This window comes from Providencia sp. CIM-Carb-044 (assembly GCF_033901115.1).
In the GTDB taxonomy this organism is placed as follows: Bacteria; Pseudomonadota; Gammaproteobacteria; order Enterobacterales; family Enterobacteriaceae; genus Providencia; species Providencia hangzhouensis.
In genome coordinates this window covers 96981-110699 of the sequence record NZ_JAXADV010000003.1, presented here as the reverse complement: position 1 = coordinate 110699, position 13719 = coordinate 96981, and the positions used below count along the sequence as shown (strand labels likewise).

The window sequence follows — 13719 nt, the reverse complement described above, 5'->3', positions numbered from 1 at the left end:
AAGGAGTCTCAATGGCTAACACCTTTGCCTTGATCCTAACACTGGCAACATTAATCACTGGGATTATATGGTGTTTAGACAAGTTTAAATTTGCACCTGCGCGTAAAGCAAAACTTAAGCAGTTACAGGATGCAACAAATGGCGCAGTGAGTGAGGCGGATGTGGCAAATGCTGTCCGCCGTCCATCATGGCTTGAAACAGGGTCGTCTATTTTCCCTGTGTTAGCGATTGTACTGATTGTGCGTTCATTTATTTATGAGCCATTTCAAATACCTTCAGGGTCAATGATGCCAACGTTGTTAGTTGGCGATTTTATGTTGGTTGAGAAATTTGCTTATGGTTTGAAAGATCCAATCACACAAACGACATTAATCGAAACAGGTAAACCGAAACGTGGTGATATCGCAGTTTTTAAATACCCAAAAGATCCTAATGTTGATTTTGTAAAACGAGTTATTGGAATGCCGGGTGATAAAATTATTTATAACCCAGATGCAAAGGAACTCACAATTTACCCTAATTGTGCAGATAACAAATGTACAGAGACCTTACCTATTGTTTATGGTCCTCTGGCGCCGAGTGAATGGACAATGTTCCTTGATATCGGTTCTGTTGTTGATAACCAAAAGGGCAATTATGAAATTCCATTAGACCAACCTCTACCAAGAAATGCATTGCGTCAATACGAACGTAGTGAAAAATTGGATACGGTTGAGCATCAAATTTTGATTATTCGTCAAGCAATTACGGAAGCAAAATATTTGCAACCAGGTATGCCGAAGAATGAATGGATTGTTCCTGAAAAGCACTACTTTATGATGGGTGACAACAGGGATAATAGCTCTGACAGCCGTATGTGGGGCTTTGTGCCGGAAGAGAATTTAGTTGGTCGCGCGGTATTTATTTGGTTAAGTCTTGATAAGCAAGAAAATGAATGGCCGACAGGTATTCGCTTTAGTCGAATTGGTCCACTATAATTTGGTTAGTGGGTCTAGCTAAATGCTACAAATACGGGTTTTCGTTTGAAAACCCGTATTATCCGAAGCATTATTGTTTTACCCAGTGTACAATATAGATTAATTAATATTATTGGCTCCCCAATTATTAACTCTCCCATTTTAACTTATTGTAACTAATGGATTTTTATAATTAGTTTCACTGAGCTGCAAAAAATGCGAGAGGATTCGGAGTCAGTGCAAACGCAACAGTTTTGTAAAATGGTGCATTTTACAGGTCTGTTGCGTGTGCTTTTTTATCAAATAAAAATGGTTGGGCGCACATGAACCCCTCTTTAATAGAAAGATTACAACGTAAGCTTGGTTATCAATTCAAACAGAACGAGTTATTAATCCAAGCATTGACACATAGAAGTGCAAGCAGCAAACATAATGAGCGCTTAGAATTTTTAGGTGACTCGATTTTGAGTTTTGTGATTGCAAATGACTTATACCACCGTTTTCCAAAGGTAGACGAGGGGGATATGAGTCGTATGCGGGCAACGCTTGTACGCGGAAATACATTAGCAGAAATCGCACGCGAATTTGAACTCGGTGAATGTTTACGTTTAGGGCCGGGGGAATTAAAAAGTGGTGGTTTTCGTCGCGAATCTATCCTTGCTGATACTGTTGAAGCACTGATCGGTGGTATTTTTTTAGATAGTGATATCCAAACGATCGAAAGAATTATTTTAGATTGGTATCAAAGTAGACTGGTTGAGATCAGTCCGGGTGATAAGCAAAAAGACCCGAAAACAAGGTTACAAGAATATCTGCAAGGGCGCCATTTACCACTACCTAATTATTTGGTTGTTCAGGTCAAAGGTGAAGCTCATGATCAAGAATTTACGATCCACTGCCAAGTCAGTGGTATTGACCAACCGATTAATGGCGTTGGCTCAAGCCGTCGTAAAGCGGAGCAAGCAGCAGCAGAGCAAGCATTGAAAATTTTGGAGCTTGAATGAGTGAATTACAATCCCACTGTGGTTTTGTTGCCATAGTTGGACGGCCAAATGTCGGTAAATCGACATTATTGAATCAATTACTGGGGCAAAAAGTTTCGATTACTTCGAGAAAGCCACAGACGACTCGCCATCGTATTATGGGGATCCACACAGAAGATAATTACCAAATTATTTATGTTGATACCCCAGGACTTCATATTGAAGAAAAACGTGCAATTAACCGTTTAATGAATCGCGCTGCATCCAGTTCAATTGGTGATGTTGAATTAGTTATTTTTGTTGTTGAAGGAACTAATTGGACCGCTGATGATGAAATGGTACTGACTAAGTTATCTAGCTTACGTTGCCCTGTTATATTGGCAATTAACAAAATTGATAATGTGACTGATAAAACGATACTGTTGCCACATATCAGTATGATCAGTCAGAAAATGAATTTTTTAGATGTTGTTCCTATCAGTGCAGAAAAAGGTACTGGTGTGGATACAATTGCTAAAATTGTTAAACAACATATACCTGAAGCTATTCATCATTTTCCTGAAGACTATATTACTGACCGTTCTCAGCGTTTTATGGCATCTGAGATTATCCGTGAAAAGCTGATGCGTTTCTTAGGTGATGAACTGCCATATTCAGTAACAGTTGAAATTGAACAATTTAAGGTAACAGAAGCGGGTATTTACCATATCAATGGCTTAATTCTTGTTGAGCGTGAAGGTCAAAAGAAAATGGTTATTGGTAACAAAGGGAGCAAACTGAAAACCATTGGTACCGAAGCTCGTATCGATATGGAAAGAATGTTTGATAACAAGGTACACCTTGAGCTTTGGGTTAAGGTTAAATCTGGCTGGGCTGATGACGAAAGAGCATTACGTAGCCTGGGTTATGTTGACGACCTAAAATAGTAGGTGGCAAAGTGAGTGGTTGGCAGCGTGCGTTTGTACTCCATTCAAGGCCTTACAGTGAAACGAGTTTATTGCTCGATTTTTTTACTGAAGGCGAAGGCAAAATACGTTTACTTGCAAAAGGTGCTCGCCGTAATCGCTCACCATTAAGGGGCTGCTTACAGCCCTTCACACCTTTGTTAATCCGTTGGGGAGGCAAAGGTGAAATCAAAACCTTAATCAATGCCGACCCTGTGTCTTTGGCTCTCCCTTTAACGGGAACCGTTCTATATAGTGGTTTATACCTTAATGAATTAACCGCACGTGTATTAGAATTTGGTACACCATACTCCTCACTATTTTTTGATTACCTCTCATGCTTACAAATCCTTGCCGCAAGTGAACACACCCCTGAATTTGCATTGCGTCGGTTTGAATTGGCTCTGCTTTCTTACCTTGGTTATGGTGTTGATTTTTTACATTGCGCTGGCAGCGGAGAGCCCGTTTCTGACACAATGACTTACCGGTATAGAGAAGAAAAAGGGTTTATTGGTAGCTTGGTTGTTGACCAGCTTAGTTTTACGGGTAAACAACTTAAGGCATTGGCGAGTCGAGAATTTCCTGACGCAGATACGCTCAAAGCAGCAAAACGTTTTACCCGACTTGCTTTAAAACCATATTTAGGCGGTAAACCTTTAAAAAGCAGAGAATTATTTCGACAGTTTACTTACTCGCCAGTTACACATAACAAACAGAGCTAAAATTGTTTTTCATTTTATTTTTTATCTAGTTTGTTACACCTCGATTACTACAATATATCCTTTTCTCATGTGTCTTTTTAGCGGAACTGGCTCTTTCAGACAATACATTTATTTCACTGGTACAAAATCTTACGAAGCGCTTCGCAAAAATAAAATACAAATACTGAAACAGGATATACAGATTGGAATTTGCTTCGAATGGTGAGAGATTTATTCCCTCAAAGGAGAAAATTACAGTAGGATAGTAGGCAGATGAGTTTGTTAGTGTTTATTAATGGGGAATAAAAAATGGCAGAGCTTTTGTTAGGCGTAAATATCGACCATATTGCAACGGTTAGAAATGCAAGAGGAACTCAATATCCAGACCCTGTACAAGCTGCATTTGTTGCGGAGCAAGCAGGCGCTGATGGCATTACAGTGCATTTACGCGAAGATCGACGCCATATTACAGATAGAGATATCACTCTGTTGAATGAAACTATTCAAACACGTATGAATCTTGAAATGGCGGTAACCGATGAAATGGTTGAAATTGCGTGCCGCATCAAACCTACTTTCTGCTGTTTAGTGCCAGAAAAGCGTGAAGAGGTAACCACTGAAGGTGGTTTAGATGTTGCGGGCCAAAAACAGAAAGTGGCTGATGCTGTAAAACGTCTGACTGACGCGGGCATTCTTGTTTCATTATTTATTGATGCGGATCATCAGCAAATTGATGCAGCACAAGAGTGTGGTGCACCATTTATTGAAATTCACACAGGGGCTTATGCTGATGCTAAATCAGAACAAGAGCAAGAGTTAGAATTTCGCCGTATTCGTGATGGTGCCGTATATGCGGCGAGTAAAGGCATTAAAGTTAATGCGGGTCATGGTTTGACATACCATAACGTTCAACGTATTGCACAGTTACCTGAAATTTATGAGCTTAATATTGGCCATGCAATTATTGGTCGTGCTTTGTTTAGTGGGTTAGCTCAAGCGGTTACTGACATGAAAAAAATCTTATTAGAAGCACGTAAATAATGGCCATTGTTGGATTAGGAACGGATATTGTTGAGATTGCTCGAATTGAGTCGGTGCTTGAACGAACAGGTGATAGTCTAGCGAAAAGAATTCTAACTGAGACTGAATTAGCCCAATATCAACAGCAATCAAAGCCAGCTCGTTTTTTAGCAAAGCGGTTTGCTGTCAAAGAAGCCGCAGCAAAAGCATTAGGAACAGGGATCCGTAATGGTTTAGCCTTTAACCAATTTGAAGTAACCAATGATAAATTGGGAAAACCATTATTAAGTTTAACTGGGGAGGCATTGGAGCTGGCGAATCGGTTAAAAGTTACGCATTACCATGTTTCTATTACCGATGAACGTCACTATGCATCTGCTACAGTTATCATAGAAAGTATTTCTTGAATCAATGTAATACCGAGCTGCCAGTAAAAATCACTGGCAGCATTTAAGGATAACTAGATAAATAATTGGATATAAGTGAAGTTAAACCTAAATTTTATCGGCGTGATGAATTGCAACAAACTTATCCCAAAGCTGTTCTTCAGTTTCGATATGTTGAGGATCTGTGATGATTGTATTAGTAATTGGGCAAACGGACTGGCAAGTAGGTTTGTCGTAATGGCCTACACATTCAGTACATAGTGTTGAGTCAATTTCGTAAATTTCGTCACCCATAAATATTGCATCATTTGGGCATTCGGGTTCACACATATCGCAATTGATACAGCGTTTTGTAATTAATAAAGACATATCAGTGATTTACATTGTATTAAGTTAAAAACTAGTAACTTATACCTTGCACCTATTCGTTACTTTCGTTTGGTTTTTATATTTTTATGCCATGTATTTTACCTGCAAAGCCTGAAAAAAGTAACAACAAATCATAGTGTAGATGTTTTACATCATTTAAATGATAAATTTGTGTTTTTAGCGTTCAATTTTTTGCTATACCAGAATATTGGTATCCTTTTCTGTTATTGTATTCACATCTGGATCGTTATTTTCTATTTTTAAATAATCAGTAAACTAGAATGTAATAATAAAGTGAATTAAGATAAGAATGTAAATATACCTATGCTAAATAATCGAAACTAGGGTGAAAGATAAGATTATCTATTTAAATAGACCTAATGTTAATAGTGTGGTGAAGTTTTAATGTTGATGATCTTATACCGCTTTTCTTTCTTTATTAAAATATGATTTTAAAGTTGATTATTTAAATAAGGGGCAAATTAATACCCCTTGTGACTAATTTAAGGTGTCATAAAATATACGTAATATAAGGAAGGTATTATATGATGCTATAGCTATGGGTTTTCCAGCTTTTATCTTTTTCAGCTTGACTGAATATATGGATAAGGCCATTGGCGATAAATAGAGTTGCCGATTGAATTGTACTTCCAACAGTAAATTCATCAACATAGAGTAGTTTTATGCCAGCTTTATCGTCAATTTCATATAATTCGACGATTTTCTCGCTTAAATTATATCCATATAAGTATTGTTTATTATCTACTGTATCATAAAATGCTTGAATATTACCAAGGTAGGATCTTAATTTTCCTTTTTGCGCAGGAGCATTTGGTTCAATTTTACCGTTATCAGCCATGGCATAGACAACGTAAGTTTTATCTTTTGAATGGCCTAAAAAATAATTACGCTTTGCGGCATTGAATGTCATTGTTGTTGGATAAAACTCTTCAAATGAACCGTCTTGTACCAATCTTCTAATGATAGCCATATATTTATTCCTTTTACTATTAATAATGAATAATAATTTGATTGCCTAGTTATCATAAATAAATAAGTTAGATTTAAAATAATCTTTATTATTAGTTCATTTCATATATCTAATAAATAGAATAAATATTCACAAAGATTGAAAGTTGTGATAAAAATAATAAAAAAGATAAAGGGTTGAAAATATGTTCGAAAATCTTGGTGTTCTTAACTTTTGGACTTACCTAGCTGGGCTTGTTTTAATCATTATCGTGCCAGGGCCTAATTCATTATATGTATTAAAAACAAGCACTTCGAGTGGGGCTCGGTTTGGTTATCGGGCTGCTCTAGGGGTATTTACTGGGGATGGGATATTAATTTTCCTGTCATTCATTGGTGTAGCTTCGGTAATCAAAGCTTCTCCAACATTATTTATGATAGTGCGCTATTTAGGGGCTGCTTATTTACTATATTTAGGTTGTAAGATTTTATATAGCACATTTATGCATAAGAAGTCGAATCAAGACGGCACTGACACTATTTCAATTAAAACTAAAACAGAAAACCATTTTACTCGAGCCTTAGTGCTGAGCTTAACAAACCCGAAAGCAATTCTATTTTATATTTCTTTCTTTATACAATTTGTTGATTTTAATTACTCTCATGCATGGGTGCCTTATCTTGTACTCGCGACGATCTTAGAATTAGTCAGTTTTTTATACTTAAGCTTATTGATTTTTAGTGGTTACTTGATAGCTCGTTTTTTACGTGAAAAGCAGCTCCTTGCAAAACTTGGAAATTGTACGGTAGGCGCTTTCTTTATGGGTTTTGCAGCTAAATTAGCGATTTTTAGCAATTAAAATTAGGTTGTTATTATAAAGGCAAAAGCATTTTAATTGCGGTCATTCTAACATTTAAGGATAATCACGTGTAAACGCATTGGTTAGAGGTAAGAGTGACACAAATAGAAATTGATGAGTATTGGATGCAACAAGCCATTGAACTTGCGCTAAAAGCACAAGATCTTGGCGAAATTCCTGTCGGTGCGGTCTTAGTGAAAGATAACCATTTGGTTGCCTCGGGGTGGAATCGTTCTATTATTGACCACAATCCGACTGCACATGCTGAGATTATGGCTTTGCAACAAGCAGGGCAAGAGCTATCAAATTATCGGTTATTAGATACCACCTTATATGTCACGTTAGAGCCTTGTATTATGTGTGCAGGTGCAATGATCCACAGCCGTATTAGCCGTGTAGTTTATGGTGCTAAGGACTTTAAAACTGGAGCTTGTGGTTCTTACCTAGATATCATGGGGCAAGCAGGGTTAAATCATTATGTGGATGTTACTGGTGGTGTTCTAGAACAGCAATGTTCTTCAATGCTGAGTGCTTTTTTTAAGCTGCGTAGAGCCCAAAAAAAAGAACAAAAGCGCTAATATGGTAAATTTTAGCGCTCCCATTTTATTTCAGCATGATTTATAACGGCTTCTCAGGTGCTTTTAGTGGTGTGATGGGCGTTTTATCATCGGTTTCATCGGTATTTTGCGATGGATGTAGTGAAAGCAAATACTTTCCTAATGGTAGTCTTTTTTCTTCAAGTGTTTTAGGTGGTTGCGTTGCAGAACTCATTTTCCCTAAATGTGTAGTACTCACTTTTTCAGGAATAGGGGACTGATTTTGAATCGTTTGAGACTCAGCTGCTGTCAGGTTTTCTGGTGAAATTAAATAAATAAGTGATTTTTGTGCAATATCAAGTGCATGCTGTTTTCTTTCTTGACTTTGTAAGTAACCAACTAAACTTTGATGATAACGACGAATATTCTCAACGTAACGATAAGCTTCGTGGCCACGTGCATAACCATAAGTGAGTTGTGAGTAATATTTTTTCTGTGTCAATAAAGGCAAGCGGGCTTTCACATCTAACCACCGGTTAGGGTCTCCGCCTAACATTTCAGTTAATTTACGTACATCCTGCATATGCCCATATCCCATATTATAGGCAGAAAGGGCGAACCAGATACGGTCATCTTCTTCGATGGTTTCAGGTAAACGTTCCATAATATAAGCAAGATAAGCGGCACCACCCTTAATACTTTCTTCCGGGTCTAACCTGTCAGCAATACCCATTGTTGTTGCCGTTGGCTTGGTTAACATCATTAGCCCACGTACACCTGTAGGCGAAGTCGCTAAAGGGTCCCAATGGGACTCTTGCCATGCGATAGCTGCTAATAATTTCCAGTCAATCACCTGAGCATATTTTTCAAACAGCGGTTGATACTCGGGAAGTTTATTATCAATTGCCTTTATAAATGCCATTGTGTCGAAATAATCGAAGGATTCTACATGGCTAAAATATTTTTCATTAAGGCGTGCGAGTAATTCGGTTTCATGACTGAGATTGAAGAAGTCAAGTAACGCAGCGTCTAAACTGTTTTCTTTGCTACGTCGCATGTACCAAGTGATAGCATGTTCATCCAATAAATCAAAAGCCACGGCAATTTGGGGGTGAATACGTTGCTGTAGTGCAACCGCGATAGAGTCTTCTAACGTGTAGTCAACCTCGCCATCAGCAACCATTTCAAGGATTTGACTGGTATTGTATTTTGAAGTTTCTTCCCACTTTAGGTCTGGGTATTCTTTGGACAATTCTTTAAGTGTACTTGCATGAGCTGTGCCAGCGGTAACTAATAATTTGCCATTAATTTCATTGAAATTTTTGGGACGGTTTGTTCCTTTGCGATATACAAGTTGTTGAGTCACATTAAGATAGCTTGGACCGGTTTTCGTTTTGGCTAAACGGTCTTTGTTATACAGCAGGCCCGCTACCGCGATATCTGCATCACCATTTTCAAGGTCATCGAATATTTGCTCGAATGTTGGGCGGATGGTTATCTTGAGTTTAACTCCTAGGTATGAGGCAAAGCCTTGAGCCAGCTCGTAGTCAAACCCACGCAGCTGTTTTTGCTCATCAATATAGATAAGTGGCGAGCTAACGGCACTAATACGTAATTCACCTTGAGAAATAATTTTATTAATTTGTGAATTTTGTGTATTGGGCCAACGGACGTTAAAACCGATGACCATAGTAGCCAGTAGCGCGATGACCACGACAATTAAATAGTTAACTTTTAAGTTATTCAAATAATAGTTTCTCGTGCATTGACTGGTGCTGTATGTCCATAAAAGAGTATGGCTAAGTAATGGTTATAATTCCAGTAGTCGGCTATTTTGCTCAACATTTAGGAAGGGTGCAACCTATATTATCGTATTTAGCACAGAATAATATTTAACTAATCGCTTTATTTTTAATCACGCAAACGGTTTCGTATTGATGAACATTGCTCTATAATGTGTTCCGGTTTCCCTGCTTTCATGTTCAGGGCTGGCGTTTAAAAGAGAGAAATTAAGACGATGGAAATTTTGCGTGGTTCACCTGCTCTATCAGCATTTCGTATTACCCGCCTTTTGGCACTGTTTGTAGAAAAACAGCTTCCTGTCACGGATATCTATGCTGAGTATATGCACTTTGCTGAAGTTTCGGCGCCGTTGAGTGATAGTGAGCAAGGCAAACTGAGCAGTTTGTTAAAGTACGGCCCTTCTCTGGCAGAGCACGACCCATTCGGTAAGCTTATTTTAGTGACTCCTCGTCCGGGAACTATTTCTCCATGGTCTTCAAAAGCAACAGATATTGCACACAACTGTGGTCTTAATCAAGTCAAGCGTATTGAACGCGGAGTTGCTTATTATGTCCAAGGTGATGCACTGACCCAAGAGCAGTGGCATGAAGTGATCGCTATTTTGCACGATCGCATGATGGAAAGCATTTTCTCTTCTTTTGAACAAGCGAGCGCATTATTTGTGCAGCACCAGCCTGCACCAATGAAATCTATTGATGTGATTGCGGGTGGTCGTATTGCATTGGAAACAGCAAACAGGGAAATGGGACTGGCATTAGCTGATGACGAAATTGATTACCTGTTAGAGGCCTTTGTCGGGTTAAAACGTAATCCAACGGATGTTGAGCTCTACATGTTTGCTCAAGCAAACTCAGAACACTGTCGCCACAAAATCTTTAATGCAGATTGGGTGATTGATGGCGAAGAGCAGCCTAAATCGCTGTTTAAAATGATTAAAAATACGTTTGAAAAAACACCTGACCACGTTTTATCGGCATATAAAGATAACGCAGCCGTGATGGAAGGTTCGCCTGTTGGTCGTTTCTTCCCTGAGCCTGAAGGGCGCACTTACCGCTATCACCAAGAAGATGCTCATATTTTAATGAAGGTAGAAACCCATAACCACCCAACAGCGATTTCGCCTTGGCCAGGCGCAGCAACAGGCTCTGGTGGTGAAATTCGTGATGAAGGCGCAACAGGTCGCGGCGCTAAGCCAAAAGCAGGTTTAGTCGGTTTTTCGGTTTCTAACCTACGTATTCCTGGTTTTGAACAGCCTTGGGAAGAAGATTTCGGTAAACCAGAGCGCATTGTGACCGCTTTGGATATTATGATGGAAGGGCCATTAGGCGGTGCGGCATTTAATAATGAATTTGGTCGCCCTGCGTTATTAGGCTATTTCCGTACTTATGAAGAAAAGGTCAATAGCCACAATGGAGAAGAGTTACGTGGTTATCATAAGCCGATTATGTTAGCGGGGGGCATAGGAAATATCCGTGCAGACCACGTACAGAAAGGCGAAATTACGGTCGGTGCAAAACTCATTGTGCTCGGTGGCCCTTCAATGAATATCGGGTTAGGCGGTGGAGCTGCATCATCAATGGCATCGGGCCAATCAGATGCAGACCTAGATTTTGCTTCGGTACAGCGTGATAACGCAGAGATGGAACGCCGTTGCCAAGAAGTCATCGATAGCTGCTGGCAACTTGGTGATGATAACCCAATTTTATTTATCCATGACGTAGGCGCAGGCGGTTTGTCGAACGCAATGCCAGAATTGGTCAGTGATGGTGGCCGTGGTGGGCGCTTTGAGTTACGTAAGATTCTCAATGATGAGCCAGGAATGAGCCCATTGGAGGTCTGGTGTAACGAATCTCAAGAACGTTATGTAATGGCCGTTTCACCAGAGCAGCTTCCTGTGTTCACCGCAATTTGTGAGCGTGAACGTGCGCCGTTTGCAGTGATTGGGGAAGCCACTGAAGAACGTCATTTGACATTAAATGATGAACATTTTGCTAACCAACCGATTGATATGCCACTGGATGTTTTATTAGGCAAAACGCCAAAAATGTTGCGTGATGTAAAAACATTAAAGGCGGAACCGGATTCATTAGACAGAACAGCGATTAATTTAAATGAAGCGGTGAAACGTGTCCTGCATTTACCCGCCGTAGCTGAAAAAACATTCTTAATTACCATTGGCGACCGCACAGTTACAGGCATGGTTGCTCGTGATCAGATGGTTGGCCCATGGCAAATTCCTATCGCTGACTGTGCAGTAACGACTGCAAGTTTAGATAGCTACTATGGGGAATCCATGTCTATTGGTGAAAGAACGCCAGTAGCATTGGTGGATTTCGCTGCATCAGCACGCATGGCCGTGGGTGAAGCATTAACCAATATTGCATGTTCATATGTGCAAGATTTAAAACGCGTTAAATTGTCTGCAAACTGGATGGCAGCGGCAGGGCATCCGGGGGAAGACGCAGGTTTATATGAAGCGGTTAAAGCGGTAGGGGAAGAGCTTTGTCCTGCGCTAGGCCTAACCATCCCTGTTGGTAAAGATTCCATGTCAATGAAAACTCGTTGGCAGCAGGATGGTGAAGAGCGTGAAATGACGTCGCCACTTTCCTTGGTGATTAGTGCATTTGGCCGTGTTGAAGATGTCCGCTTAACAGTGACACCTGAGTTAAAAACAGGTCATGATAATGCCTTGTTATTAATTGACCTCGGGCAAGGCCATAACGCGCTGGGCGGTTCTGCACTCGCACAGGTATATCGTCAGTTAGGCAATAAAGCCCCTGATGTACGTAGCCCTGAAGTATTGCTTGGCTTCTTTAATACCATTCAGAAGTTATTATCCGAGCAAAAATTATTAGCCTATCATGACCGCTCAGATGGCGGCTTATTCGTCACTTTAGTGGAAATGGCTTTTGCGGGTCATTGCGGTATTAATGTTGATATTAGCTCTTTTGATGAAGACACGCTCGCAGCATTATTCAACGAAGAGTTAGGCGCTGTCATTCAAATTAATGAAGCCGATAGAGAGTATGTGGCAGAATGTTTTGCACAAGCAGGGCTTGCAGGCTGTGTTCATTATTTAGGTTCTGCAATACAAGATGATGCCGTGATCATCAATAGCCGAGATACGGTTGTTTACCGCGAATCTCGCAGTTTATTGCGCCAATGGTGGGCTGAAACGACTTGGCAAATGCAGCGCTTGCGCGATAACGAAGTGTGTGCAGACGAAGAACATACAATGAAACAGGATAACCAAGACCCAGGTTTGAATGTGAAATTGACTTATGACATTGAAGAAGACATTGCTGCGCCATTTATTTTGTCAGGTGTACGTCCTAAAGTAGCTGTTTTACGTGAACAAGGTGTGAACTCACATGTGGAAATGGCAGCAGCCTTTGACCGTGCTGGTTTCGATGCAATTGATGTGCATATGAGTGATTTACTCGCAGGTAACTTGTCTTTGGAACAATTCCAAGCATTAGTGGCTTGTGGCGGTTTCTCTTATGGTGACGTATTAGGTGCGGGTGAAGGTTGGGCAAAATCCATTTTATTCAACAATAAAGTCCGTGATGAATTTGAGACATTCTTTAACCGTGCTGATACTTTATCTCTGGGGGTATGTAATGGTTGCCAGATGATGTCGAACTTACATACGCTTATCCCAGGTGCTGAATTCTGGCCTCGTTTTGTACGTAACCGTTCTGAACGTTTTGAAGCACGCTTTAGCTTAGTTGAAATAGCAAAAAGCCCATCACTGTTACTGCAAGATATGACAGGTTCTCGTATGCCGATAGCGGTTTCTCATGGGGAAGGGCAAGTGGAAACCCGTGCAGCCGCACATTTACAGCAATTAGAAGATAATGGGCTGGTGGCAATGCGCTTCGTGAATAACTACGGTCAGGTAACTGAGCAATATCCAGCTAACCCGAATGGGTCAGTTAATGGTATTACGTCGGTGACCTCGAAAGATGGCCGAGCAACGATCATGATGCCGCACCCTGAGCGTGTTTTCCGTACGGTGAGCAATTCATGGCACCCTGAAAATTGGGGAGAAGATAGCCCGTGGATGCGCATTTTCCGTAACGCACGTAAGCAATTAGGTTAATAAATCACAAGTTTGATAGATTGTTGAAAAGGCCAGCTATTTTGCTGGCCTGAATTTTAATCGAGTGAGTTTTAAACGGAAAGGTCGGTT

General features: G+C 40.1%; 12 protein-coding genes. 9 read left to right on the top strand and 3 right to left on the bottom strand.

The genetic code is table 11. The annotated features are described in order from the left end of the window. Positions 1-11 precede the first annotated feature (11 nt). From lepB to acpS, 6 genes are all read left to right on the top strand, one after another. Positions 12-977: a signal peptidase I gene (gene lepB, locus SJ312_RS07040; RefSeq protein WP_004264979.1), complete on the top strand. Its 966-nt coding sequence runs from the start codon at positions 12-14 to the stop codon at positions 975-977. A gap of 302 nt (positions 978-1279) precedes the next feature. Next, the gene (gene rnc / locus SJ312_RS07035) at positions 1280-1960 is read left to right on the top strand and encodes a ribonuclease III (protein WP_004264978.1); all 681 of its coding nucleotides are present in this window, start codon (positions 1280-1282) and stop codon (positions 1958-1960) included. Beyond that, the gene (gene era, locus SJ312_RS07030; protein WP_004264976.1) at positions 1957-2865 is read left to right on the top strand and encodes a GTPase Era; all 909 of its coding nucleotides are present in this window, start codon (positions 1957-1959) and stop codon (positions 2863-2865) included. Before rnc ends, era begins: the two co-directional genes overlap by 4 nt. Before the next feature lie 11 nt (positions 2866-2876). After that, on the top strand, positions 2877-3605 hold the full coding sequence (gene recO / locus SJ312_RS07025; RefSeq protein WP_004264975.1) for a DNA repair protein RecO: 729 nt from the start codon (positions 2877-2879) through the stop codon (positions 3603-3605). A 288-nt stretch (positions 3606-3893) separates the two neighbouring features. Then, entirely contained in the window at positions 3894-4625 is a 732-nt protein-coding gene (gene pdxJ / locus SJ312_RS07020) for a pyridoxine 5'-phosphate synthase (RefSeq protein WP_094961689.1), read from the top strand. After that, positions 4625-5011, top strand: a complete 387-nt coding sequence (gene acpS, locus SJ312_RS07015; protein ID WP_153673942.1) for a holo-ACP synthase — start codon at positions 4625-4627, stop codon at positions 5009-5011. The genes pdxJ and acpS overlap by 1 nt, the downstream gene beginning before the upstream one ends. 87 nt (positions 5012-5098) lie before the next feature. On the opposite strand, the gene SJ312_RS07010 is transcribed toward acpS, so the two are convergent. Both SJ312_RS07010 and SJ312_RS07005 read right to left on the bottom strand, forming a co-directional pair. Next, entirely contained in the window at positions 5099-5359 is a 261-nt protein-coding gene (locus tag SJ312_RS07010) for a YfhL family 4Fe-4S dicluster ferredoxin (RefSeq protein WP_036959019.1), read from the bottom strand. 541 nt (positions 5360-5900) lie between these two features. After that, complete coding sequence (locus tag SJ312_RS07005; protein WP_004264971.1) at positions 5901-6350, bottom strand: hypothetical protein; 450 nt, start codon at positions 6348-6350, stop codon at positions 5901-5903. Positions 6351-6534: 184 nt separating this feature from the next. On the opposite strand from SJ312_RS07005, the gene leuE reads away from it, so the two are divergent. Both leuE and tadA read left to right on the top strand, forming a co-directional pair. Then, positions 6535-7188: a leucine efflux protein LeuE gene (gene leuE, locus SJ312_RS07000; protein WP_140172294.1), complete on the top strand. Its 654-nt coding sequence runs from the start codon at positions 6535-6537 to the stop codon at positions 7186-7188. A gap of 95 nt (positions 7189-7283) precedes the next feature. Next, positions 7284-7766, top strand: a complete 483-nt coding sequence (gene tadA / locus SJ312_RS06995) for a tRNA adenosine(34) deaminase TadA (RefSeq protein ID WP_004264969.1) — start codon at positions 7284-7286, stop codon at positions 7764-7766. A 40-nt stretch (positions 7767-7806) separates the two neighbouring features. Here tadA and mltF read toward each other — a convergent pair whose 3' ends face one another. Further along, positions 7807-9471, bottom strand: a complete 1665-nt coding sequence (gene mltF, locus SJ312_RS06990; RefSeq protein WP_050763803.1) for a membrane-bound lytic murein transglycosylase MltF — start codon at positions 9469-9471, stop codon at positions 7807-7809. 270 nt (positions 9472-9741) lie between these two features. On the opposite strand from mltF, the gene purL reads away from it, so the two are divergent. After that, positions 9742-13629, top strand: a complete 3888-nt coding sequence (gene purL / locus SJ312_RS06985) for a phosphoribosylformylglycinamidine synthase (RefSeq protein ID WP_319867295.1) — start codon at positions 9742-9744, stop codon at positions 13627-13629. Positions 13630-13719: the final 90 nt, after the last annotated feature.